Genomic DNA, 24,350 nt, shown 5'->3' with positions numbered 1-24,350 from the left:
GCTCCCGTCAAAAATCGTGGCCAGATGCTTCCATTTGGCCACACTTTGCATTGGAAGGGGTTTCAGGCCGGCCTGAGCCGGCCCGAAATCCGGGCATTGGAAGGGCGTTTCAGGCCGGCGCGAAGGCCAGCCCGAAACCCAGATAGAGCTTAAAGGATGAACCGCGACAGGTCGGTGTTGCGCGACAGGTCGCCGACATGCTTCTCGACATAGGCGGCGTCGATGGTGACGGCCGTGCCGTGGCGGTCGGGCGCGTCGTAGGAAATCTCATCCAGCACACGCTCCATCACCGTCTGCAGGCGCCGGGCGCCGATATTCTCGACGCTGGCGTTGAGATCGACGGCGATGCCGGCGAGCGAATCGATGGCGTCGTCGGTGAAGGTCAGCTCAACGCCTTCTGTCTTCATCAACGCGATATACTGCTTGATGAGGCTTGCCTCCGTCTCGGTTAGGATACGGATGAAATCCGCCTTCTCCAGCGCGCGCAGCTCGACACGGATCGGCAGGCGGCCCTGCAGCTCGGGCAACAGGTCCGAAGGCTTGGAGACGTGGAAGGCGCCCGACGCGATGAACAATATATGGTCGGTTTTGATCGGCCCATATTTAGTCGCGACAGTGGTGCCTTCGACCAGCGGCAGCAGGTCGCGCTGCACGCCCTCACGCGACGGGCCGCCCGAAATGTCGCTCCTGGCGGCGATCTTGTCGATCTCGTCGAGGAAGACAATGCCGTCATTCTCGGCCGATTCCAGCGCCCTGCGCACCACCTCGTCCTGGTCGAGCAGCTTGTCGGACTCGTCATTGACCAGCAGCGCATAGGAATCGCGCACCGTGGTCTTGCGGGTCTTGGTCCTGCGGCCACCCATCGCCTTCGACAGCATGTCGTTGATGTTGAGCACGCCGACATTGGCGCCCGGCATGCCGGGAATCTCGAAGCCGGGCATGCCGCCATTGCCGGTGTCGGCCACCTCGATCTCGATCTCCTTGTCGTCGAGCTCGCCGTCGCGCAGCTTCTTGCGGAAGGAGTCGCGGGTCGCCGGGCTCGCCGTCTTGCCGACCAGCGCTTCCAGCACGCGCTCCTCGGCGTTGATCTGGGCGCGCGCGGCGACATCCTCGCGCATCTTCTCGCGCGTCAGGCCGATGGCGACCTCGACAAGGTCGCGCACGATCTGCTCGACATCGCGGCCGACATAGCCGACCTCGGTGAATTTCGTGGCCTCGACCTTGACGAAGGGGGCGCCGGCGAGCCGCGCCAGGCGGCGCGAGATCTCGGTCTTGCCGACGCCGGTCGGGCCGATCATCAGGATGTTCTTCGGCATCACCTCTTCGCGCATCTGGCCTTCCAGCTGCTGGCGGCGCCAGCGGTTGCGCAAGGCGATGGCCACGGCGCGCTTGGCGTCCTTCTGGCCGATGATGAAGCGGTCGAGTTCCGAAACGATTTCGCGGGGAGAAAAGGTGCTCATATTACTCAAATTCCACTTTGCCACTGCCTGATAAACTCGAACGGATGCAGCAGCATGATCACGTTGAGCGTCAGATTGTCCCGGATGATGTAACCCGTGCCGAGCTCGAAGATGAGCGCCAGGGCCACGATCACCCATATAGGTAGCTTTCGCGCCATCACAAATCCCAGCGCCATGAACAGCGTGTCGGACACCGAGTTGATGATCGAATCGCCGTAATAGTTCAGCGAGATGGTGCCGGCGCGGTAGCGCTCGATGATGAAGGGGCTGTTTTCCAGGATCTCCCAGCCGCCTTCGATGAGGACGGCGAAGGCGAGCCTCAGCCCGATCGGCGAGCGCGGGAACAGCGCCCAGGTCAGCGCATAGAACAGGAAGCCGTGGATGATGTGCGAGAAGGTGTACCAGTCGGCGATGTGCTGGGAATTCTCCGAGCTGTTGACCACGCCGTGCCAGAGCTTGACATAGCCGCAGGTGCAGATCGGCGGATGGCCCATGCCGTACAGGGTGCCTGCCTGGAAGACGATCAAAGCGAGCACGAGCAGCAGGCCCATGCGCCAGCTGTCTTCGTAGGCCGAAAGCGTCTTGTCCTCTCCAGATGCGGTCATTGCCTCAGTCCCCCAGATTTTCATCGTCGTCGGCCGCATCGACGGCCATCAGCACGACGTCCCCATATTGCGAGTGCCTGCGCCCGATCGGCCTGAAGCCGGCCTTCTCATAGGCGCGGATGGCGCGGCCATTGTCGGGATGCGGATCGATGATGACGCACGGCGCGCCTTCCTCGAACAGTTCCTCGACGAACTGGCGCACGATGGCCGAGCCATGACCGATGCCGACCAGTTCCGGCGGGCCGATCGTGAGATCGATGCCCAGCGTGCCGAAGGGCTGGTCGGCATAGGGATGGTCGTCCTCCATATGCGGATCGTAGCTCTGCAGATAGGCGATCGGCCTGCCGTCGAACTCGACGATCAGCGGTTCCACCGAAACCGAATCGATATGCTCGCGGATCTCGGCGATTTCCTTTTCCGGATTATCCCACCATTGGGCGACATGCGGCTCGCGCAGCCAACCGGCGATCATCGGCAGGTCTTTTTCCGTGACCGGCCGAAAATCATATGTATCTGCTGGTTCGACCATGATCTTGTCTGAAAACCGGCGGCCACCTTTCGCTTTCGCGGTCCTTCGGTTCGGGGTCATGGTCGTTCAAGCGGCATCGAGCATTTCGACAACAAAATTGTTGTTGGTGTAGACGCAGATGTCGGACGCGATCTGCATGGCCTTGCGGGCGATCTCCTCGGCATCCTTGTCGGTGTCGATCAGCGCGCGGGCGGCGGCCAGCGCGTAGTTACCGCCTGAACCAATGGCCATGACGCCATGTTCGGGCTCCAGCACGTCGCCATTGCCGGTCAGCGCCAGCGAGACCGACTTGTCGGCGACCAGCATCATGGCTTCCAGCCGGCGCAGATAGCGGTCGGTGCGCCAGTCCTTGGCGAGCTCGACGCAGGCGCGCGTCAGCTGGTCCGGATATTGTTCGAGCTTGGCTTCGAGCCGCTCGAGCAGGGTGAAGGCGTCGGCGGTAGCGCCCGCGAAGCCGGCAATGACGCTGCCGCCCTTGCCGATGCGGCGCACCTTGCGGGCATTGCCCTTCATGATCGTCTGACCGAGGCTGACCTGGCCGTCGCCGGCGATCACGACCTTGTTGCCCTTGCGCACGCTGATGATGGTCGTGGCGTGCATGGTGAGTTCATTCGACATTTGAGCTCCGATGCGCGCTATCCCTTGAAAAGGCGATTGGCGCGGTACGAGTGAGTTTGATCGGCCATATGTATGCACAAGGCCAACGATTGCAAACCGCCCCTCGCCCGAGCGCCGATAGCGGCCGGAATGGCAACTGGCAATCGCCGGATCATGCTGGTAGAAGGCTTTCGTTTTCAAGCCCTGGCGCCTCGAGCAGGGCAACAAGGACAAAGCGATGACGCGTTCGGCGGAAGTCAGCCGCAAGACCAAGGAAACCGAGATTTCGGTCTCCGTCGATGTCGACGGCAAGGGGAAATCCGACATTTCGACCGGCGTCGGCTTCTTCGACCATATGCTCGACCAGCTGTCGCGGCATTCGCTGATCGACATGACGGTCAAGGCCAAGGGCGACCTGCATATCGACGATCACCACACGGTCGAGGACACCGGCATCGCGATCGGCCAGGCGCTGAGCAAGGCGCTGGGCGAACGGCGCGGCATCATGCGCTATGCCTCGATCGACCTTGCCATGGACGAGACGCTCACTAGGGCGGCGATCGATGTCTCCGGCCGGCCTTTCCTGGTCTGGAATGTCGGCTTCTCGTCGCCGAAGATCGGCACGTTCGACACCGAGCTGGTGCGGGAGTTCTTCCAGGCGCTGGCGCAGAATGCCGGCATCACGCTGCATGTGACCAACCACTACGGCGCCAACAATCATCACATTGCCGAAACCTGCTTCAAGGCGGTGGCGCGCAGCTTGCGCGCGGCACTGGAACCCGATCCGCGCCAGCCGGATGCCGTGCCGTCCACCAAGGGATCGCTGAAAGGATAGCCCTATGGCGATCTATGTCGTGATGGCGCCGCCGGCCGGCAACAAAGCCGAGGACGCAAGTTTCGTGCGCGACAGCTTCACCTGGCTGGGTTTCCTGGTCGCGCCGCTCTGGCTTGCCTGGCACCGGATGTGGATCGAGGCGGCCCTGACCTTCATCATCATGGCGCTCCTGTCGGTGGCCGGCGAGAGGCTCGGACTCGAAGGGACCGGATCGCTGCTGTCGCTGCTGGTCTCGCTCTATGTCGGCTTCGAAGGCCAGGGCTTGCGGATCGCCTCGCTGCGGCGGCGCGGCTGGCGCGAATGGGGCGTGATCGAGGCCGGCAATCTCGCCGATGCCGAGACGCGCCATGCGTTGGAAACCGGCGAGGTGAGCGAGGAGCCGCCAGTCCTGCCGCGCATCGTGCCGGATGCATCGCAGGCACGTCCGCCGCAGACAGGCATGGCGCTCGGCCTGACCCATACACCTGGAAGGCCCTGACATGCGGGTGGCCATCATCGATTACGGCTCGGGCAATCTGCGCTCGGCCACCAAGGCTTTCGAGCGCGCCGCGCATGAGGCGGGCCTTGCTGCGACGATCGAGCTGACGGCCGACGCCGAACGCGTGCGTTCCGCCGACCGCATCGTGCTGCCGGGCGTCGGCGCTTATGCCGATTGCGCCGCCGGACTGCACGCGGTGTCGGGGATGTGGGAGGCGGTGGAAGAGGTCGCGCTCGGTAAAGGGCGGCCTTTCCTCGGTATCTGCGTCGGCATGCAACTGATGTCACAACGCGGGTTGGAGAAGACCGTCACCAATGGGCTCGGCTGGATCGCCGGCGACGTCAAGAAGATCCGGCCCTCCGATCCGGCGCTGAAAATCCCACAGATCGGCTGGAACACGATCGAACTCCAACGCAAGCACCCGCTGTTTTCCGGCATCGAGACCGGTCCGAAAGGGCTGCACGCCTATTTCGTCCATTCCTATCATCTGGACGCGAAGAATTCGGGCGAAGTGCTGGCGACGACCGACTATGGCGGTGCGGTGACGGCGGCGGTTGCGCGCGACAACCTTGCCGGTACGCAGTTCCATCCCGAGAAGAGCCAGGCGCTCGGCCTGGCACTGATCACCAATTTCCTGAAATGGAGGCCCTGAAATTGAGCAAGAAGGGCTGTTGGATGGCGATGATCGATGTCCGCGATCCGGACGTCTACAGGCAGTATATCGAAGCGAATGCCGTCGCCTTCGCGAAATACGGCGCGAAGTTCGCGGTCCGCGCGGGCCGCTACGAGAGCCCGGAAGGAGCGACCGGCAACCGTCACGTGCTGGTGGAGTTCGAGTCCTACGAGAAGGCGGTCGAATGCTATCATTCGCCTGAATATCAGCACGCCTCGAAATTCCGGCTCGCCGCCTCGACCGGCCATTTCGTCATCGTCGAGGGCGCCTGACCCATGATCCTGTTTCCGGCGATAGACCTCAAGGACGGCCAATGCGTGCGCCTGAAGCACGGCGACATGGCCACCGCCACCATCTACAACGACGATCCCGCCGCGCAGGCCAAGGCCTTCGAGGACCAGGGCTTCGAATGGCTCCATGTCGTCGACCTCAACGGCGCCTTCAAGGGCCAGAGCGTCAACAGCGCAGCGGTCGGCGCCATCCTGAAGGCGACGAAGAACCCGGTGCAGCTCGGCGGCGGCATCCGCACCCTGCCGCAGATCGAAGACTGGCTGGATCGCGGCCTGACGCGCGTTATCCTCGGCACCGTGGCGGTGCGCGAACCCGACCTGGTCAAGGAGGCCTGCAAGGCATTTCCCGGGAAAATAGCGGTCGGCATCGACGCCAAGGGCGGCAAGGTCGCGGTCGAAGGCTGGGCCGAGGCCTCCGAGCTCGGCGTCATCGAGCTCGCCAAGAAATTCGAGGGCGCGGGCGTGGCCGCCATCATCTACACCGACATCGACCGCGACGGCGTGCTGACCGGCATCAACTGGGATTCGACCATCGACCTCGCCGAGGCCGTGTCGATTCCGGTGATCGCCTCCGGCGGCCTCGCCTCGATCGCCGACATCGTGCGCATGACCATGCCGGATGCGCAAAAACTCGAAGGCGCGATCTCCGGACGGGCCCTATATGACGGACGTATCGACCCGGCCGAGGCGCTGGCGATCCTGCGCGGCGAGCGGGCGGAGGCAAGAGCGTGAACATTTCGATCATCCTGGCCTCCTATGACAGCGGCCATTTCCACGGCGGCTGCGGCCAGGGCCCAGACGCGCTGATTTCGGGCGGGCTGGCCGAGGCGCTGAAGCTCGCCGGCCACGATGTCGAGGTGAGCGACATCGGCAAGGTGGTCGAGGACGAAGCCAAGCGCGAGATCGGTACCGGATTTGCCGTCTGCAACGCGGTTTCGGGCGAAGTCCGCATGGCGCTGGACAGGAAGCGGTTTCCAATCGTGCTGGCCGGCAACTGCCTGACGGCCGCCGGCGCCGTGGCAGGTGCCGGCGCCGACGCCATCATCTGGGCCGACCAGCATGGCGACCTCAACACGCCGGAAAGCACCACAACGGGCTTTCTCGACGGCATGGCACTGGCGACCATGCTGGGTCTCTGCTGGCGCTCGATGGCGGCGCAGATCCCGGGGTTCAAGCCGGTCGATCCGGCGCGTTGTGTTCTGGTCAATGCGCGCGACCTCGACAGCGCGGAAAAGGAACTGCTGGAGAAGCTGCCGATCATCCGGACCGAGTGCCCGGACTGGAAGAGTGCGGCGCAAAGGCTGAAGGCCCACGGTGCACGCCAGGTCCACATGCATGTCGATCTCGACGTGCACGACCCCGAGAAGCTGCAGGCCAATCGCTACACTGCGCCCGGCGGTCCGGCGCCGGAGCAGATACGTACCGCCATGTGCGGCCTCGCCGGTCCGCTCGCCATCGCCGGGCTCACCATCTCCGCCTACGATCCGGCCTTCGATCCCAAGGGCGACGTGCCGCCGCTGGTCGGCGCGCTGGTGGTCGACCTGCTCTCGACGCTGGAGGGCAAGTGATGCTCAAGGCCCGCGTCATCCCCTGCCTCGACGTCAAGAACGGCCGCGTGGTCAAAGGCGTCAATTTCGTCGATCTCGTCGATGCCGGCGACCCGGTCCAGGCCGCCAAGGCGTATGACGCTGCCGGCGCCGACGAGCTCTGCTTCCTCGACATCACCGCATCGTCCGACAATCGCGAGACGATCTTCGACGTGGTGGCCAGGACGGCCGAGCAGTGCTTCATGCCGCTCACCGTGGGCGGCGGCGTGCGCCAGGTGGCCGACATCCGCAAGCTGCTCCTGGCCGGCGCCGACAAGGTCTCGATCAACACCGCGGCGGTGAAGAACCCGGATTTCGTCGCGGAAGCGGCCGACAAGTTCGGCAACCAGTGCATCGTCGTGGCGATCGACGCCAAGAAGGTGTCGGCGCAAGGCGAAGCCGACGGCTGGGAGATCTTCACCCATGGCGGGCGCGAGAAGACGGGCATCGACGCCGTCGACTTCGCAAGGCGCATGGTCGAGCGCGGCGCCGGCGAGATCCTTTTGACCTCGATGGACCGCGACGGCACCAAGGCGGGCTACGACCTTGCGCTCACCCGGGCGATTGCCGACGCGGTGCGCGTGCCGGTGATCGCATCGGGCGGCGTCGGAACGCTCGATCACCTGGTCGAAGGCATCCGCGACGGCCATGCGGGCGCCGTGCTTGCCGCCTCAATCTTCCATTTCGGCACCTACACAATCGCCGAAGCCAAGGCGCATATGGCCAGAGCCGGCCTGCCGATGCGGCTGGACTCGGCCGTCCAGCGGGCTTAAACGACTGTTATGGCAGACTTTTCGCTCGCCGATCTGGAAACGATCATCCACCAGCGCGCCCATTCCGGCGACGCGGAATCGTGGACGGCGAAGCTGTTCGCCAAGGGCATCGACAAGGCGGCGCAGAAGCTCGGCGAGGAAGCGGTCGAGACCGTGATCGCCGCCATCCGCGGCGACAGGCAGGCGCTCGTTTCGGAAAGTGCCGATCTTCTGTATCATTGGCTGGTCGTCCTTGGCATTGCGGACGTCCCGCTTGACGACGTGCTGAAGGAGCTCGAGGGCCGCACCAGCCGCTCGGGCATCGCCGAAAAGGCAGCCCGATCAAAGGATTGAAAGAAACGGGATCGCGCATGATGTCGCCCGAAAACCGCTTCACACTTTTCGGCATCGTGCTTTAGGAGGGCAGGAAACCCGATGGACCAGCTGGCTCCGACCGAGAAGTACTCCCCGTTTCGATTCTTCTCCGCCGAGCAATGGTCGCAGTTTCGCGCCGACACGCCGCTGACGCTCACCGGGGACGAGATCGACCGGCTGCGCTCGCTCAACGACCCGGTCGACCTCGAAGAGGTCAAGCGCATCTACCTCTCGCTTTCCCGGCTGCTTTCGGCGCATGTCGAGGCGAGCCAGCTGCTGTTCAGGCAGCGCCAGGCCTTCTTCAAGGCGCAGGACGTCACCAAGACACCCTTCATCATCGGCATTGCGGGCTCGGTCGCGGTCGGCAAGTCGACCACGGCGCGCGTGCTGAAGGAGCTCCTGGCGCGCTGGCCATCGAGCCCGAAGGTCGACCTCATCACCACCGACGGCTTCCTCCTGCCAAACGAGATCCTGCGCCGCGAAAACCTCATGGAGCGCAAGGGTTTCCCGGAGAGCTACGATGTCGGCGCGCTGCTCAGGTTCCTGTCCGGCATCAAATCGGCGCAAGGCAGCGTCCGGGCGCCGGTCTATTCGCACCTGACCTATGACGTCATTCCGGGCGAGTTCGTCACCATCGACCGGCCGGACATCCTGATCTTCGAAGGCATCAACGTCCTGCAGCCGGGCAAGCTGCCGAAGGACGGCAAGATCGTGCCGTTCCTGTCCGACTTCTTCGATTTCGCCATCTATATCGATGCCGACGAGAAGCTGATCCATCAATGGTACATCCAGCGCTTCATGCGGCTGCGCGAAACCGCCTTCCGCAATCCGGATTCCTTCTTCCACCGCTATTCGCAGCTTTCGCAGGATGCCGCGCGCGCCATCGCGGAGGGGCTCTGGGCCAATATCAACCTGAAGAACCTGCGCGAGAACATCCTGCCGACCAGGGCGCGGGCCGATCTCATCCTGCGCAAGGGCACCAACCACCTGGTCGAGGAAGTGGCGTTAAGGAAATTGTGACCCCTTAACGGCGCCTTAGGCAATCGCGACTAGCGTTGGCAGCCAAACTCCAGCGGGCGTCGGGAGGCAACCGGTGATCAAAGCGGGCAATGCCGCCGGCCGCAAGGCCCTTTGTTGTGCCTTCGACGAGGCCGCCGTGCTGATCGGCAGGCACAAAGCCGGCCGATTGTTGAAGGCCGCCGGGCTTAGCGAAATCGAAGGCCGGCACTTCCTGTTGCTTCCTTTCGCCAACGCTGTCGCACGCACGGCCGAAAGCTGGGTCTCGCACCTGTCATTAGGAGCGCACTGTGTTTGCAGCGGCCGCGTCTGACCCATTAGCAAGCCCTCGACCGATCCGGTTTCTGGTGACCGGCATTGGCGCGACGCTGCTCTATGCCCTGCTTGCCGCGGCATTTTCGACAGCAATGAGTCCGGCCTTGGCTTCGCTATTCGCCTACGCCCTGGCCGCGACCTTCTCCTATGCCGGGCACAAATACTTCAAATTCGTCTCCAGCGGGGCGCGCCACCTTGAAGTACCGCGCTTCGCGGTGCTGACGCTGGTCGGCCTGGCGATGTCCTTCGTGCTCCCGCTCACGTTGTCGGAAAGGCTCGCCCTGCCGGCGTGGATCCCCATCGCGCTGACCTGCCTGCTCGTCGCGCTCATCAATTATGTGGTGCTTCGCCACTGGGCCTTCGGAAAGGCTCTCGCCGAACCGGGGAGTGTCCCCCGAATGAACGTGTTGCAGGAGCGCCTGCCGGCGATACCAGTACTCCTGACCTTGCTTGTGGCCGTCTACGCAGCCTGGCTGGCCGTTGCCATCGTGCCGACCAATGTCGACGTTTCATGGTTGCTGGTCGTGTGCGATCGGCTGCTGAACGGCGAGCATCTGCATACCGACATCGTGGAGATCAATCCGCCGTTCTCCGTCTGGATGTACATGCCGTTCATGTTCCTGGAGCGGCTGACCGGTGGCCGCGCCGAACTCTGGTTGATCCTGGGCGTGATCGGGCTCGCGCTGGCAAGCCTTGCGTTTTCAGCCCGCATCCTGGCGCGTGCCGACCCGATCTATTTTCAACCTCGTTTCATTTGGGTCTTGCCTGCGGCGTTTCTGCTGATCGTCTGTTTCCAGCCCCATGAATTCGGGCAGCGAGAGCATTTCTCCATCATAGCGATCCTGCCTTGGATTGCGTTGCAATGCGCCCGCCAGCGCGCGTCTGACTTCGCGGCGGGCTCGAGACTGGAACAAATGCTTGCGGGCGTGTGCGCCGCCATCGTGGTCATGGTCAAGCCGCCGCATTTCGCCCTCGCCTTTGTCCTGCCGGCGGCCTTGTTGGCCATCCAGCGTCGTTCCCTCAAGCCATTGCTTGTCCCGGAAAACATCGCCGGAGCGGCGATCGTCGCGTTCTATGTTGCCTATATCGTTGTGTTCCAGACACAATTCATTACCGAGATCCTGCCTTTGGCGAGAGACGTGTACCTGCCCGCGCGGGAGCCGCTTCTGGCGCTGCTGGACTGGCCCAGGGAACTCATCCTTCTGGCAATTGCGACGGTGCTTCTGGCTGACGGCTTCCAGCGTATGCATTGGGACGCAAAAATTCCGCTTCTCGCCGCATTTGGACTGCTTCCCGCCTTCCTGATCATGGGCAAGGGCTGGCCTAACCATGCCATGCCCATGATTGTTCTCGGCACCCTTGCGTTTGGCATGCAGCTGCTGCACGGCGAGAGTCCGGGCAGATTGAAGCTCATCGGCAAAACGGCCGCCATTTTCGGCTGCTTTCTGGTGCTGCAGCTGACGGCCAAAATTCAATGGTTTACACTGACCAATGACTATAGCCCGCTGGAACGCTCCATCGCTTCAATTCAACAGGTCGACCGCAACCCGACGATCGTCTCGCTTGCAGCAAGGCTGCAGGTGGCACATCCGCTCTCGCGACGGGTCGGCGGCCATTTCGTCTCGCGATATCCGTCGGCATCGATGGTTTTCGATGCCGACAAGCTTGCCGAAACAGGCGACGATCCGCAGATCAGACGCCGGCTCGCCGATATACGCGATCACATGATTGGACAACTGGCCGACGAGATCGCGACCAAGAGACCGGATATCGTGCTCTACGGCGACGAGACTGGACCAGACTGGGGCAATCTCATGCTGCGCGATCCAAGGATCGCACTCGAATTGCAGCAATACAGCATCCTGCACCAGGAGCCGGGGATAAGGGTGTATTTCCGCAAGGATTTCGCTGCCGGCGGTGAAGCGGCGAAATAAACCACCGAACCGCTGCAGGACGCTGCTCCAGCCTTGGCCATCGTTCTATGTCGCGGCAGGCTCCCTGCCCATTTCAGCCCTGCGGTTTCGGGCCAGTATCGAAATCAGCAACCAGGCGCCGAGCGAGAGCGGCACCAGAACACCAACGAAAAACCCGGCATTGTTCAAGATATGCGCGAGAAAGGGATAGAGCCAACATAGCGCGAGAAGAAGCCGGGGCGGTCTTGACGCCATTGTGAACAGCATGGCAACCGCGACCGCGATACCGATCATGTCGTAGGTGTAGCCGTAGGGCGTGGCAAGGATTGCAAGGACAGCGGTAAGCGCCACGCGTTCCTGATGCGGGACCCGGCGCCCCGGCCACCAGAGCCAGACCGCCGCGGCGATGGAAGCGATCGTCGCGATCGCCTGCGCACCATAGGCCGCGGCCAGCCCAAAGCCGCTTACCCTCGCCGTGAAGAACACCGTGACCGCGTTATAATGGTAGGGCTGCGGAAAAGGTGCTTCCATGATCGCCGTCATCAAGGGACGGGTTTCGGTCAGGAACAGGCGCCAGACATCGAAGCCGAAGAACAGGCCGGTGGTGAGGGCGATCATGACCGTGGTCCCGAGGGCGGCGAACATAGCCCGCCAGTTGCCGCTGGCGAGCAGGCAGAAGGGCACCAGGATGCCGAGATGCGGCTTGATCGTCAGCAGGCCGAACAGGGTACCGGCCAGCAGCGGACGCCTGGGCGCTACCGCGAGGCCTCCGATCAACAGCGCGGTGGTCAACGCGCCGTTCTGGCCGAACACCGAGTTCCAGATGACCGCGGGACTCAAGACGATCGCCAGTTCCACCGCGATCCCGAGCTTCAGCGGTCGGATTGCTAGCCACAGACACAGAACGGTTCCAACCGTCCAGATCAGATAGGCGGGCAGGATCGGCAAGGTTGCAAGCGGAACGCCGAGCAAGAGAATGCTCGGCGGGTAGCTCCATTCCTGATTTGGAAGATCGGGCGACAACATGGCGCGCAGCGCGGCGCGGTAGGCATCCACGTCGAAAAGGACGGCAACGTGGCCTTCCATGGCCATGCGGGAGCCGGCCCAGAGATTTGTGAAATCCCAGTAAGGGAGCTTGTGCGAGAGCAGCGACAAGCCATCGGGACGATAGGCCCACAATGTGCGCAGGTAAAACTCGGCCATCCAGAAGCCGATCACCGTCACGATGGTCACGGTGGCCACGTCCAAGAGGCGTCGGATCCTGATTCGGCTCGGTTCCATGGCAATCCCGGCTGTCGAGCTTTTCTTAGGCTTTTGTCCTTAAGATCGTGTTGCCCCGGCGCCAGGCCTGCTCAGCCATGCACCGTCACCCGCCGCAACGTCAGATTGATGCGGCCGCCATTCTTCAGCAGCGCCGATGTCGCGGGGTAGATGCGGTCGACGCCGTGGAAGGCAAGGCGCCCTTCGCCGCCGAGCACGACGACGTCGCCGCTCTTCAGCCTGAACGACTTGGTGCCGCCCTCGCGCCTGTCCTGGCCGACCCGGAAGAGGCAGTCATCGCCCAGCGAGACCGACACCACCGGCGCGTTGAAATCCTGCTCGTCGCGGTCCTGATGCAGGCCCATTTTGGCATCCGCCGCATAGAAGTTGACCAGGCAGGCCTCGGGCGGATGCGGATAGGCCGAGACCTCGCGCCACACTTTCAGCAAGGCTTCCGGGATCGGAGGCCACGGCTCGCCGGTCACAGGATGCGCGGGCTGGTAGCGATAGCCGCCCTCCTTGTCGGTGACCCAGCCAAGCGCGCCGCAATTGGTCATGCGCACGCTCATCTCCTTGCCGGTGCGCGGCATGGCCGGCACGTAGAGCGGTGCTGCCTGCACGACGCGCCTGATTTCCTCGACCAGCGCTTCCTGCGCCGGGCGCGCGAAGTAACCCGGCATATGGCGGACGCCTTTGGGCAGAACGAGCATGGGGCGATCCGTTTTATCCGCAGAGTCGGATGATTTCAGGTCGAATCGGCCTGAAATCATCCGACTCTAAATCAAAGAGATGGAGCCTGATGTCGTCCGAAAACCGATTCACGTTTTTCCGCATCATGCTCTAATCCTGCCATCCCTCAAAAAAGACGGCGACCCGAAAACTGCGGCTTTGGCCGGATCAGTCGCTTTCCACCCGACCGCGCAGCTTTTTCACGGTCGACCGGCCCGCCTTGCTCTTGAGGCGGCGCTCCACGGCGCCTTTGGACGGCCTGGTCTTCTTGCGCGGCGGCGGCGGCGGCTCGGCCGCCTTGGCGATCAACGCCGTCAGCCGCGACCGCGCGTCGGCGCGGTTCTGCTCCTGCGTGCGGAAGCGGCCGGCCTCGATGACGATGACGCCGTCCTTGGTGGCGCGCTGACCGGCTAGCTTGAGGGCGCGCTCGCGCACGCGCTCGGACAGGCCGGATGCGTTCGCCACGTCGAAGCGCAGCTGTACGGCGGTCGCCACCTTGTTGACGTTCTGACCGCCTGGGCCGGAGGAACGGATGAAGTCCTCATGCAGGTCGCCAGGACGGATGACCGCTTCGCCGGTGATGATGATGTCGTCGTCGCTCGCCATGCACGCAGTCATGGCGCGGCGGCAGCAAAAAGAAAAGGCCCGGCGCAAGCCGGGCCCTGGAGGAAAGATAATAGCAGTGACTGCTATTCAGCCGCTTCCTGCAGGCGCGGCGCGGCGCCCAAGATAGTGGCGTCGACGTGACGTTCGAACTTCTCGAAATTGGTCGCGAACATGTTGACCAGCTTCGCGGCCTGGCGGTCATAGGCAGCCTTGTCGGCCCAGGTCGAGCGCGGGTCGAGAATGGCGCTGTCGACGCCCGAAACCGCCACCGGCACCTCGAAGCCGAAATTGGCGTCGGTGCGGAACTCGGCCGACTTCAACGAACCGTCGAGCGCGGCGCCCAGCAAGGCGCGCGTCACCTTGATCGGCATCCGGCGGCCGGTGCCATAGGCGCCCCCGGTCCAGCCGGTGTTGACCAGCCAGCAATCGACGCCATGGCCGGCGATGAGCTCGCGCAGCAGATTGCCGTATTCGGACGGATGGCGCGGCATGAACGGGGCGCCGAAACAGGTCGAAAAGGTCGCCTCCGGCTCGGTGACGCCCTTTTCCGTGCCGGCAACCTTAGCGGTATAGCCCGACAGGAAATGGTACATCGCCTGCGCCGCCGTCAGCCTGGCGATCGGCGGCATGACGCCGAAGGCGTCGGCGGTCAGCATGATGATGTTCTTCGGGTGACCGGCGCGGCCGGTCTTCGAGGCGTTGGGGATGAAATCCAGCGGATAGGCGCAGCGCGTGTTTTCGGTGAGGCTGCCGTCATTGAAGTCCGGAACGCGGCCGGCGTCGAGCACGACGTTTTCCAGCACCGTGCCGAAGCGCTGCGTGGTAGCGAAGATTTCCGGTTCGGCCTCGGCCGAGAGCCTGATCGTCTTGGCGTAGCAGCCGCCCTCGAAATTGAAGATGCCGTGCGGACCCCAGCCATGCTCGTCATCGCCGATCAGCGTGCGCGACGGATCCGCGGAAAGGGTGGTCTTGCCGGTGCCGGACAGGCCGAAGAACACCGCCGCGTCGCCATCCGGCCCCTCATTGGCCGAGCAGTGCATCGGCATCACGCCCTTTGCCGGCAGCAGATAGTTCAGCATGGTGAAAACCGACTTCTTCATCTCGCCGGCATAGGAGGTGCCGCCGATCAGCACGATCTGGCGGGCCAGGTCGACCGCGATCACCGTTTCGGTGCGGGTGCCGTGACGCGCCGGATCGGCGCGGAAGGAGGGCAGGTCGATGATCGTCATCTGCGGCACGAAACGCTCGAGCTCCGCGGCTTCGGGACGGATCAGGAGATTGCGGATGAACAGCGAATGCCAGGCGAATTCGGTGACGACCCGGGTCGGCAGCTTGAGATCGGCGTCGGCGCCGCCGACGAGGTCCTGCACGTAGAGATCCTTGCCGGCCGCATGGGCTTTGAAATCCGCAAGCAGCGCTTCGAACTCACCTGGCGATATCGCCTTGTTGTTATCCCACCAGACATGCGGACCGGTGCTGTCATCGCGCACGACGAATTTGTCCTTCGGCGAGCGGCCGGTGTGCTGTCCGGTCTCGGCGACCAGCGCGCCCCGCGCGGTCAGCCGTGCCTCGCCGCGCCGGATCGCTTCCTCATAGAGTTCGGCCGCGCCGAAATTATAGCGCACCATGCCCGTGGTCTTCAGGCCGATCGCGTCGATGGCGCAGTCGGGGTTGCGTTTGCCGGCTTCCGACATCAAATTTCCTCTCTGGATTTGGCCGCATGTGACGGGAGGTTTCCCGGAGCCCGCACAGGGCCGCCCAGGTTCAGAACCAGAAAAGCCGAATGATATCAAATCATTAATCGATTTAAAAAATTTGAAAGTTGTTTAAATCGTTTATATGTGCAAAAACCATAGGGGTTGCCCAAAGGATTGACAGGCTCGGTTCGTCCAATCCCACTATGGGTGCAATCGTGTGTAGCGGCAGGCCGCCCGTGACTTCGGCCAGGGGCCGTGCCACATTTTGTACCCAATTTGTCCTGCAAAAGCCCCTTCTCGACGACAGAAGGGACAGCTCATGAGGGAGCCGCTTGAAATGGCAACAATCGCGCTTGTCGACGACGACCGCAACATTCTGACTTCGGTGTCGATCGCGCTCGAGTCCGAGGGCTATCGGGTCGAAACCTACACCGATGGCGCGTCGGCGCTGGAAGGCCTGGCGGCGCGGCCGCCGAATCTTGCCATCCTCGACATCAAGATGCCGCGCATGGACGGCATGGAGCTGTTGCGCCGCATGCGCCAGAAGTCGGACCTGCCGGTCATCTTCCTGACGTCGAAGGACGACGAGATCGACGAATTGTTCGGCCTCAAGATGGGTGCCGACGACTTCATCCGCAAACCGTTCTCGCAGCGCCTCCTTGTCGAGCGCGTGCGCGCGGTGCTGCGCCGCACCAGCGCCCGCGAGGCGGCGGCCAAGGCGCCCACCCAGCAGGCCCGCTCCCTCGAACGCGGCCAACTGGTGATGGACCAGGAGCGGCACACCTGCACCTGGAAGGGCGAGCCGGTCACGCTGACGGTGACCGAGTTCCTCATCCTGCATTCGCTGGCGCAGCGCCCCGGCGTGGTAAAAAGCCGTGATGCGCTTATGGATTCGGCCTATGATGAACAGGTCTATGTCGACGACCGCACCATCGACAGCCACATCAAGCGGCTGCGCAAGAAGTTCAAGGCCGTCGACGACGACTTCGAGATGATCGAAACTCTTTACGGAGTCGGATACCGGTTCCGCGAGGCATGAATAGGCAGTAGTGAGTACGCAGCAGGGAACAGTCGGCAGTCAGTTTTGAATGGTGCTAGCGGCCCCATAGTCGCAACCATTTCTCTATTCCCTACCGCCTTCTGCCTACTCACCAATTAAGCAGGGCCTGCTATTCGATGGCAGTGGAAGTAGAGCGAGGCAGACGGGCGGGCGCGGCGAGGCGCCCGCCGCGGATCGTGCCCGCCTTCGTGTCGAAATTCACGGTGCCGATGCGCCGGTTTCTCGGCCATCATATCTTCTCCAGCCTGACGCGGCGCATCCTGTTCCTCAACATGGCCGGCCTCGCCGTGCTGGTCACCGGCATCCTCTATCTCAACACCTTCCGCGACGGGCTGATCGACGCGCGCGTCGAAAGCCTGATGACGCAGGGCGAGATCATCGCCGGCGCGATCGCGGCTTCGGCGACCGTCGAGACCGACTCGATCAGCATCGACCCGGAAAAGCTGCTGGAGCTGCAAGCCGGCGAGAGCCTTGGACCGGGCTCCGACCAGCTCGACAATCTCGATTTCCCGATCAATCCGGAACGCGTCGCGCCGGTGCTCAGGCGCTTGATCTCGCCGACGCGCACACGCGCCCGCATCTATGACCGCGACGCCAATCTGCTGCTCGATTCGCGGCATCTCTATTCGCGCGGCCAGATCCTGCGCTACGACCTGCCGCCGGTCGAGGACGAGCAGCCGGACCTCCTGGAACGGGTCGAGAAGTTCATCTTCGACTTCTTCCGCAACAAGGACCTGCCGGTCTATCACGAGCAGCCTGGCGGCAATGGCGCGGCCTTCCCGGAAGTGGTCAAGGCGCTAACCGGCAGCCCCTCGACCATCGTGCGGGTGAGCGAGCAGGGTGAGCAGATCGTCTCCGTCGCGGTGCCGATCCAGCGCTTCCGCGCCGTGCTCGGCGTGCTGATGCTGTCCACAGAGGGCGGCGACATCGACAAGATCGTCGCGGCCGAGCGCAAGGCGATCCTGCGCGTGTTCGGGGTGGCGGCTCTCGTCACCGCGATCCTGTCGTTGCTTCTGGCATCCACCATCGCCAATCCGCTGCGCCGGCTCTCCGCCGCCGCCGTCAGGGTGCGGCGCGGCGTCAAGAGCCGCGAGGAAATCCCCGATTTTTCCGATCGTCAGGACGAGATCGGCAATTTGTCCATTGCCGTGCGCGACATGACCAACGCGCTTTATGCGAGAATCGAGGCAATCGAAAGCTTCGCGGCCGACGTGTCGCATGAACTGAAGAACCCGCTGACGTCGCTGCGCAGCGCGGTCGAGACGCTGCCTTTGGCGAAAAATGATACGTCTCGCGCGCGTCTGATGGAGATCATTCAGCACGACGTGAAGCGGCTCGACCGGCTGATCACCGACATCTCCGACGCATCGCGGCTCGACGCCGAGCTTGCGCGCGACGACGCGGCGACGGTCGACCTGAAGAAGTTCATCACCGATCTCATCGCGGTCTCGCGCGAGACGACGCGCAACAAAAAGACGGTCGAGATCGAGCTCAAGGTGGCCAAGCTGCCGGCCGGCGCTCGAGGCTATTTCGTCGTCGGCCACGACCTCAGGATCGGCCAGGTCATCACCAACCTAATCGAGAACGCGCGCTCCTTCGTGCCCGACGAGCATGGGCACATCGCGATCTCATTGGCTCGCGCGGGCAAGTTCAACATCATCACCGTCGACGACAACGGCCCGGGGATCCGGGCCGAGACGATCGACCGCATCTTCGAGCGCTTCTACACCGACCGGCCAGCCGGCGAGGCATTCGGCCAGAACTCCGGCCTCGGCCTATCGATCAGCCGGCAGATCGTCGAGGCGCATGGCGGCACGCTGACGGCCGAGAACATCCCCGGCACCAAGCCCGGCGAGATCAAGGGCGCGCGTTTCGTGGTGACGCTGCCCGCGGAAGGCTGATCGCCGAACCGAACATGACGGACAGCGCCACGAAACCCCGCAACATCCATGGTACGGCCCTCCTGATCGGCGAGCATGGCGTGCTGATCACCGGCCCGTCCGGCTTCGGCAAGACGACGCTGGCGCTGGCGCTTATCGATCATTGCCGAACCCGCGGCGTGTTTTCCCGGCTGGTCGGCGACGACCAGTTGTTTGCGACCGCGCATGGCGGCCGGCTGGTGTGCCGCGCGCCGCCCACCATCGCCGGGCTCTGCGAGGTGCACGGCATCGGACCGCGGCCGCTGGCCTTCGAGCCGGCCGCTGTGGTCGATCTGGTGGTTCGGCTAGTCGAACCGGCCGACATGGCGCGTCTGCAGGACGAAGCCGCAGAGACGATCGGCGGATGCCGGCTGCCCCGCATCGAGGTCGTCCGGCAAAATGTCACCGCCGCGCTGCCCATGCTGATGGCGCGGCTGTCGATCCGGCCTTTTTCGTGATCCGCTAGGGGTTTTTTGTTGCGATGCGTCAAAATGGCCCGGACCGCCGCAATTTTGGGCTTGTCAACCGGCCGTGCGTCGACAAGATAGCGCTCCCGCCGCCTGGAATGGCTGGCGAACATAAGATACGCCTGTGAAGCGGCGATGACGGGAGCCACCAGAGAATGATCGGACTCGTGCTCGTGACGCACGGTCAACTCGCCACCGAGTTCCGGCATGCCGTGGAGCATGTCGTCGGGCCGCAAGACAATTTCGAAACCGTGGCGATCGGCGCCGACGACGACATGGAGCAGCGCCGGGCCGACATCGTCGACGCGGTGGCGCGCGTCGACACTGGAGCCGGCGTCATCGTGCTCACCGACATGTTCGGCGGAACACCCTCCAATCTCGCCATCTCGGTGATGGAATCCGGCCGCACCGAGGTCATCGCCGGCATGAACCTGCCGATGCTGATCAAGCTCTCCTCGATCCGCAAGGGTGACAACATGGCTGCCGCGCTCGACGAAGCGCAGGCGGCGGGCCGCAAATACATCAACGTCGCCAGCCAGCTCCTGAGCAGCAAATGAACGCATCGGCGCCGCAGACGGACGAGGTTGTGCGGGAGTTCCCGATCATCAATCAGCGCGGCCTGCATGCGCGCGCTTCGGCCAAGTTCGTCCAGGTCGCCAGCGGCTTCGACGCCACCATCCATGTCGAGAAGGACGGCGTGAAGGTCGGTGGCACGTCGATCATGGGCCTGATGATGCTGGCGGCGAGCCCGGGCTATTCGATCCGCGTCATCGCCAGCGGCCCTGAGGCCGTGCCGGCCATGGACGCGCTGGAGCAGCTGGTCGCCTCGCGTTTCGGCGAGGAAATCTGATCGCGCAACGCTCGTGTGTTGCGCTCCCAAGACATGCGCGCATAAAGATTTCTTTATGTCCCATTGTCGTATGGCGGCCGATCTGCTAGTCAGGCGGCAACCGCGCCCCTTCCACGCGCCTCCCGGCGCCGGCGCGCCTTTGAGAAAAATCACACCGGAGCACTGCCATGACGGGTAGCAAGGACTATGTGGTCGCCGACATCTCGCTTGCCGGCTGGGGCCGCAAGGAGATCGAGATCGCCGAAACCGAAATGCCGGGCCTGATGGCCTGCCGCGAGGAGTTCGGCGCCAAGCAGCCGCTCAAGGGCGCGCGCATCACCGGCTCGCTGCACATGACCATCCAGACGGCGGTTCTGATCGAGACGCTGAAGGCGCTGGGCGCCGACATCCGCTGGGCCTCCTGCAACATCTTCTCGACGCAGGATCATGCCGCGGCGGCCATCGCCGAGGCCGGCGTCCCGGTCTTCGCCGTCAAGGGCGAGTCGCTGGAAGACTATTGGGACTACACCGACCGCATCTTCCAGTGGACCGACGGCGGCACCTCCAACATGATCCTGGACGATGGCGGCGACGCCACCATGTACATTCTGCTCGGCGCGCGCGCCGAGGCCGGCGAGGACGTGCTGTCCAATCCCGGCAGCGAGGAGGAAGAGATCCTGTTCGCCCAGATCAAGAAGCGCCTGAAGGCCTCGCCGGGCTTCTTCACCAAGCAGCGCGAAGCGATCCGCGGCGTCACCGAGGAGACCACCACCGGCGTCAACCGCCTCTACCAGCTGCAGAAGAAGGGCCTGCTGCCCTTCCCGGCAATCAACGTCAACGATTCCGTCACCAAGTCGAAATTCGACAACAAATATGGCTGCAAGGAATCGCTGGTCGACGGCATCCGCCGCGGCACCGACACGATGATGGCCGGCAAGGTCGCAGTGGTCTGCGGCTATGGCGACGTCGGCAAGGGCTCGTCGGCCTCGCTGCGCGGCGCCGGTGCCCGCGTCAAGGTCACCGAGGTCGACCCGATCTGCGCGCTGCAGGCGGCCATGGACGGCTATGAGGTGGTGACGCTGGAAGACGCCGCCCCCACCGCCGACATCGTCATCACCACAACCGGCAACAAGGACGTCGTCACGCTCGACCATATGCGGGCGATGAAGGACATGGTGATCGTCGGCAATATCGGCCACTTCGACAACGAGATCCAGGTCGCGGCGCTGCGCAATTTGAAATGGACCAACGTCAAGCCGCAGGTCGACCTGATCACCTTCCCGGACGGCAAGCGGATGATCCTTCTGTCCGAAGGACGCCTGCTCAACCTCGGCAACGCCACCGGACATCCGAGCTTCGTCATGTCGGCTTCGTTCACCAACCAGGTGCTGGCGCAGATCGAGCTCTTCACCAAGCACGGCCAGTATCAGAACCAGGTCTATGTGCTGCCCAAGCACCTCGACGAGAAGGTGGCGCGGCTGCATCTCGACAAGCTCGGCGCCAAGCTGACGGAGCTTTCGGGCGAGCAGGCCGCCTATATCGGCGTGACGCCGCAGGGTCCGTACAAGCCGGAACACTACCGCTATTAACCAAAGCTAAATTATCTACCAGATATTGAAGCCGGGTGGTTGACTTTCCGCCCGGCTTTATTTTTTGCGCCAATGATTCTTCACGCCGATTCCGGCAGGCGTTATTGTTGTGATTCGCGGTCCGGGGACATGTTGGGCCGGGACGCATTCAGGGCGGTCTTGCATTCAAGCGGCGAAGAGGACCAAGACATGCCGGGGGATTACCCGCCACGCGCGGGAAAGGCCGTTTCCGGCGGCCATAGGGATTCGAACGAGATCGGCCCGGCCGTGAGCGGCGGCGGTTTTCGCGCCGGCTTGCGGCTGGCCTCGCTTCTTGGCACCTCGGCGCTTGCCGGCCCGCTGCTTGTCTTTGCGGCCCACGCCGATGCGGGCATTCCGGGAAAGGTCGCTGCACCGGTCGGCACCGTTGAGGTCATGCAGCTCGCCATGTTCGTCGGCGTCATGGGCGCCGCCATGGTCTCGGCGATCTTCCTGATCCGCGAGCGTGCCCGCACCGCCTCGCAGAATGTCCAGCTCAGGGCCCGCGTCGCGGACGTCAACGCGGCGCTGCAGCGTTCCGAAGCGCTGCTCAACCTGCGCGACCAGCGACTGATCGTCTGGACAATGGACAACAAGAAGCCCGAGCTCATCGGCAGCCTGCCGCTGGAAAGCGGCGCGCCCGACGACAGGTCAGCCTTCCTCGCCTTCGGCCGTTGGCTCATGCCGCGCTCGGCGGCGGCGCTGGAGCACGCGGTCGCCGCGCTGCGCGAACAGGCGAAGGCGTTTGACCTCGTCATCGAAACGCAGGCCGGCGTGCCGCTGGAGGTGCATGGCCGCAAGAGCGCGGCGCATGTGCTGGTGCGCTTCGTGTCGCTGTCGGAGACGCTGCGCAACCAGGCCAGGCTGAAGATCGAGAACCAGCGGCTCAACGCAGAATACGACACCCTGATCGGCCTGCTCGACGCGTTGAAGATGCCGACATGGCTGCGAGCCGCGGACGGGCGATTGCAATGGGTCAACCGCGCCTATGCCGAGGCGGTGGAGGCCGAAAGCCCGGCCGCGGCGGTGCGCGACGCGAAGGAATTCCTTGGCGGCCAGGCGCGCGATCAGATCGCCGAGCAGCACAAGACGCGACCCGTCTTCGAACAGACGCTTTCCACCGTGATCGAAGGCGACCGCCGCATGTTCGCGGTCACCGACTTCGCCGGCGCCGAGGGCTCGGCGGGGCTTGCCTGCGACACCAGCGCGGCCGAGACGATCCGCGCCGAATATGAGCGGACCGTGCGCAGCCATGCCGACACGCTCGACCAGTTGAACACCGCGGTGGCGATCTTCGATACCGAGGAAAAGCTGCGCTTCTTCAACCAGGCCTTCCAGAAGCTCTGGGGCCTCGACTCGGGCTTCCTGCTCAGCGCTCCTTCCAACACGCTGCTGCTCGACCGGCTGCGCTCAGAAGGCAGGATCGCCGAGCAGCCGGAATGGCGGCGCTGGAAGGAAAACCTGCTCAGCGCCTATCGCGCCGTCGAATCGCAGGAGCATTGGTGGCACCTGCCGGACGGCAAGACGATCCGCGTCGTGGCGAACCCACAGCCGAAGGGCGGCGTCACCTGGGTGTTCGAGAACCTGACCGAGAAGATGGACCTCGAAAGCCGCTACCAGACCGCCGTGCGGGTGCAGGGCGAGACGCTGGACAATCTCGCCGAGGGCGTGGTCGTGTTCGGTCCGGACGGGCGGCTGCGGCTGTCCAATCCGGCCTTCGTCGCGCTGTGGGGGTTGACGGCGGAAGCGGTCAAGCCGAATATCCATGTTTCGGCGATCCGCGACCTGTGCGACCAGCGTGCGGCGAACAGCCCGTGGGGCGGCTTCGTCGCCGCGGTCACCGGCTTCGACGACGAGCGCCGCGACCGCCGCGGCCAGATCGAGCTGATGAACGGGGACGTGCTGAGCTATGCGGTGATCCACCTGCCCAATGGCCAGGTGATGATAACCTTCGTCGACGTCACCGACACCGTCAATGTCGAACGGGCGCTGAAGGACAGGAACGAGGCGTTGGAGAAATCCGACCAGTTGAAGAATGAATTCGTGCAGCACGTGTCCTATGAGCTGCGCTCGCCGTTGACCAACATCATCGGCTTCACCGAGCTTCTGTCGCTGCCCGCGACCGGGCCGCTGACGCCCAAACAGCGCGAATATGTCGAGCATGTCGGCTCGTCCTCATCGGTGCTGCTCACCATCGTCAACGATATCCTCGACCTGGCGACCGTCGATGCCGGCATCATGCAGCTCGACATCTCCGAAATGAGCGTCGACAGGACGATCGCCGCGGCCGCCGAGCTGGTCGCCGACCGGCTGGACGAGCATCAAATCAAGCTCGAGATCGATGCGGCGGAGGCGCCGGCGAGCTTCCATGGCGATGAGACCCGCATCCGCCAGATCCTCTACAACCTGCTCAGCAACGCGGCTAATTATGCGCCGGAGGCAAGCACGATCCGGCTCACCTGCCGCCGGCTGGCCGACGGCGTCGAGTTCTCCGTGCATGACGACGGCCCCGGCATGCCGCCGGATGTGCTGGAATCGGTCTTCCGCCGCTTCGAGCCGCGCACCAATGGCGGGCGGCGGCGCGGCGCGGGGCTCGGGCTCTCGATTGTCAAGAGCTTCGTCGAACTGCATGGTGGAACCGTGCGCATCGAGACCGGCAAGGACAAGGGCACCACGGTGATCTGCACCTTCCCGGACAAGCCTTCCGGGATCCCCGATACGCCGGCGGGCATCCGCGACGCGGCCGAGTAG

At 63.8% G+C, this 24,350-nt stretch carries 26 protein-coding genes; 18 read left to right on the top strand and 8 right to left on the bottom strand.

Annotated elements, in window-relative coordinates; translation table 11 throughout:
- Positions 1 to 149 precede the first annotated feature (149 nt).
- From hslU to hslV, 4 genes are all read right to left on the bottom strand, one after another.
- Complete coding sequence (gene hslU / locus LB553_RS16685) at positions 150 to 1,460, bottom strand: ATP-dependent protease ATPase subunit HslU (RefSeq protein ID WP_224514928.1); 1,311 nt, start codon at positions 1,458 to 1,460, stop codon at positions 150 to 152.
- A 5-nt stretch (positions 1,461 to 1,465) separates the two neighbouring features.
- Positions 1,466 to 2,065, bottom strand: coding sequence for a DUF2585 domain-containing protein (locus LB553_RS16680; protein WP_224514925.1), 600 nt, complete (start codon positions 2,063 to 2,065; stop codon positions 1,466 to 1,468).
- 4 nt (positions 2,066 to 2,069) lie between these two features.
- The gene (locus LB553_RS16675) at positions 2,070 to 2,594 is read right to left on the bottom strand and encodes a GNAT family N-acetyltransferase (protein ID WP_224514923.1); all 525 of its coding nucleotides are present in this window, start codon (positions 2,592 to 2,594) and stop codon (positions 2,070 to 2,072) included.
- A 66-nt stretch (positions 2,595 to 2,660) separates the two neighbouring features.
- Complete coding sequence (hslV, locus tag LB553_RS16670; protein WP_127303521.1) at positions 2,661 to 3,212, bottom strand: ATP-dependent protease subunit HslV; 552 nt, start codon at positions 3,210 to 3,212, stop codon at positions 2,661 to 2,663.
- Positions 3,213 to 3,429: 217 nt separating this feature from the next.
- Here hslV and hisB point away from each other — a divergent pair, with 217 nt between their 5' ends.
- From hisB to LB553_RS16615, 11 genes are all read left to right on the top strand, one after another.
- A complete protein-coding gene (gene hisB / locus LB553_RS16665) occupies positions 3,430 to 4,026 on the top strand; it encodes an imidazoleglycerol-phosphate dehydratase HisB (RefSeq protein WP_224514921.1) in 597 nt (198 codons plus the stop codon).
- Between the two features lie 4 nt (positions 4,027 to 4,030).
- The gene (locus tag LB553_RS16660) at positions 4,031 to 4,504 is read left to right on the top strand and encodes a DUF2628 domain-containing protein (protein WP_224514919.1); all 474 of its coding nucleotides are present in this window, start codon (positions 4,031 to 4,033) and stop codon (positions 4,502 to 4,504) included.
- Between the two features lies 1 nt (position 4,505).
- Positions 4,506 to 5,156, top strand: coding sequence for an imidazole glycerol phosphate synthase subunit HisH (gene hisH / locus LB553_RS16655; protein WP_224514918.1), 651 nt, complete (start codon positions 4,506 to 4,508; stop codon positions 5,154 to 5,156).
- 2 nt (positions 5,157 to 5,158) lie between these two features.
- Complete coding sequence (locus LB553_RS16650; protein WP_224514917.1) at positions 5,159 to 5,449, top strand: DUF1330 domain-containing protein; 291 nt, start codon at positions 5,159 to 5,161, stop codon at positions 5,447 to 5,449.
- Positions 5,450 to 5,452: 3 nt separating this feature from the next.
- Positions 5,453 to 6,199: a 1-(5-phosphoribosyl)-5-[(5-phosphoribosylamino)methylideneamino]imidazole-4-carboxamide isomerase gene (hisA, locus tag LB553_RS16645; RefSeq protein ID WP_224514916.1), complete on the top strand. Its 747-nt coding sequence runs from the start codon at positions 5,453 to 5,455 to the stop codon at positions 6,197 to 6,199.
- Complete coding sequence (locus LB553_RS16640; RefSeq protein ID WP_224514915.1) at positions 6,196 to 7,035, top strand: arginase family protein; 840 nt, start codon at positions 6,196 to 6,198, stop codon at positions 7,033 to 7,035. The genes hisA and LB553_RS16640 overlap by 4 nt, the downstream gene beginning before the upstream one ends.
- Positions 7,032 to 7,826 (top strand): imidazole glycerol phosphate synthase subunit HisF, encoded by a 795-nt coding sequence (hisF, locus tag LB553_RS16635; protein WP_224514914.1) that lies wholly within the window; start codon positions 7,032 to 7,034, stop codon positions 7,824 to 7,826. Before LB553_RS16640 ends, hisF begins: the two co-directional genes overlap by 4 nt.
- A 9-nt stretch (positions 7,827 to 7,835) precedes the next feature.
- The gene (locus LB553_RS16630; RefSeq protein ID WP_224514913.1) at positions 7,836 to 8,159 is read left to right on the top strand and encodes a phosphoribosyl-ATP diphosphatase; all 324 of its coding nucleotides are present in this window, start codon (positions 7,836 to 7,838) and stop codon (positions 8,157 to 8,159) included.
- Between the two features lie 81 nt (positions 8,160 to 8,240).
- Positions 8,241 to 9,200, top strand: a complete 960-nt coding sequence (gene coaA, locus LB553_RS16625; RefSeq protein ID WP_224514912.1) for a type I pantothenate kinase — start codon at positions 8,241 to 8,243, stop codon at positions 9,198 to 9,200.
- 73 nt (positions 9,201 to 9,273) lie between these two features.
- The gene (locus LB553_RS16620; protein ID WP_224514911.1) at positions 9,274 to 9,510 is read left to right on the top strand and encodes a hypothetical protein; all 237 of its coding nucleotides are present in this window, start codon (positions 9,274 to 9,276) and stop codon (positions 9,508 to 9,510) included.
- Positions 9,488 to 11,446: a GtrA family protein gene (locus LB553_RS16615; protein WP_224514910.1), complete on the top strand. Its 1,959-nt coding sequence runs from the start codon at positions 9,488 to 9,490 to the stop codon at positions 11,444 to 11,446. The genes LB553_RS16620 and LB553_RS16615 overlap by 23 nt, the downstream gene beginning before the upstream one ends.
- 45 nt (positions 11,447 to 11,491) lie before the next feature.
- Here the strand turns inward: LB553_RS16615 and LB553_RS16610 are convergent, their stop codons facing one another.
- The 4 genes from LB553_RS16610 to LB553_RS16595 all read right to left on the bottom strand — a co-directional run bounded on the left by LB553_RS16610 (position 11,492) and on the right by LB553_RS16595 (position 15,714).
- Positions 11,492 to 12,667: a glycosyltransferase family 87 protein gene (locus tag LB553_RS16610; RefSeq protein WP_224515114.1), complete on the bottom strand. Its 1,176-nt coding sequence runs from the start codon at positions 12,665 to 12,667 to the stop codon at positions 11,492 to 11,494.
- Positions 12,668 to 12,777: 110 nt separating this feature from the next.
- Complete coding sequence (locus LB553_RS16605) at positions 12,778 to 13,395, bottom strand: alpha-ketoglutarate-dependent dioxygenase AlkB family protein (protein ID WP_224514909.1); 618 nt, start codon at positions 13,393 to 13,395, stop codon at positions 12,778 to 12,780.
- Positions 13,396 to 13,582: 187 nt separating this feature from the next.
- Positions 13,583 to 14,020, bottom strand: a complete 438-nt coding sequence (gene arfB, locus LB553_RS16600) for an alternative ribosome rescue aminoacyl-tRNA hydrolase ArfB (RefSeq protein ID WP_224514907.1) — start codon at positions 14,018 to 14,020, stop codon at positions 13,583 to 13,585.
- A gap of 83 nt (positions 14,021 to 14,103) precedes the next feature.
- Entirely contained in the window at positions 14,104 to 15,714 is a 1,611-nt protein-coding gene (locus LB553_RS16595; protein ID WP_224514905.1) for a phosphoenolpyruvate carboxykinase, read from the bottom strand.
- Between the two features lie 340 nt (positions 15,715 to 16,054).
- On the opposite strand from LB553_RS16595, the gene LB553_RS16590 reads away from it, so the two are divergent.
- The 7 genes from LB553_RS16590 (at position 16,055) to LB553_RS16560 (ending at position 24,350) form a co-directional block, all read left to right on the top strand.
- Complete coding sequence (locus tag LB553_RS16590; protein ID WP_126063331.1) at positions 16,055 to 16,756, top strand: response regulator transcription factor; 702 nt, start codon at positions 16,055 to 16,057, stop codon at positions 16,754 to 16,756.
- Positions 16,757 to 16,893: 137 nt separating this feature from the next.
- Positions 16,894 to 18,678, top strand: a complete 1,785-nt coding sequence (locus LB553_RS16585; protein ID WP_318011505.1) for a sensor histidine kinase — start codon at positions 16,894 to 16,896, stop codon at positions 18,676 to 18,678.
- A 14-nt stretch (positions 18,679 to 18,692) separates the two neighbouring features.
- The gene (locus tag LB553_RS16580) at positions 18,693 to 19,154 is read left to right on the top strand and encodes an HPr kinase/phosphorylase (protein ID WP_224514903.1); all 462 of its coding nucleotides are present in this window, start codon (positions 18,693 to 18,695) and stop codon (positions 19,152 to 19,154) included.
- Positions 19,155 to 19,318: 164 nt separating this feature from the next.
- Positions 19,319 to 19,720 carry a PTS sugar transporter subunit IIA gene (locus tag LB553_RS16575; protein WP_027166957.1) on the top strand — a complete coding sequence of 134 codons (402 nt, stop codon included), beginning with the start codon at positions 19,319 to 19,321 and terminating at the stop codon, positions 19,718 to 19,720.
- The gene (locus tag LB553_RS16570) at positions 19,717 to 20,013 is read left to right on the top strand and encodes an HPr family phosphocarrier protein (RefSeq protein ID WP_041000039.1); all 297 of its coding nucleotides are present in this window, start codon (positions 19,717 to 19,719) and stop codon (positions 20,011 to 20,013) included. Before LB553_RS16575 ends, LB553_RS16570 begins: the two co-directional genes overlap by 4 nt.
- A gap of 167 nt (positions 20,014 to 20,180) precedes the next feature.
- On the top strand, positions 20,181 to 21,581 hold the full coding sequence (ahcY, locus tag LB553_RS16565; protein ID WP_224514901.1) for an adenosylhomocysteinase: 1,401 nt from the start codon (positions 20,181 to 20,183) through the stop codon (positions 21,579 to 21,581).
- Positions 21,582 to 21,770: 189 nt separating this feature from the next.
- Positions 21,771 to 24,350: a sensor histidine kinase gene (locus LB553_RS16560; protein ID WP_224514899.1), complete on the top strand. Its 2,580-nt coding sequence runs from the start codon at positions 21,771 to 21,773 to the stop codon at positions 24,348 to 24,350.

The sequence above is a fragment of the Mesorhizobium sp. CA8 genome (assembly GCF_020164955.1).
Lineage (GTDB): Bacteria > Pseudomonadota > Alphaproteobacteria > Rhizobiales > Rhizobiaceae > Mesorhizobium.
This window is presented reverse-complemented; position numbering and strand designations above follow the sequence as displayed.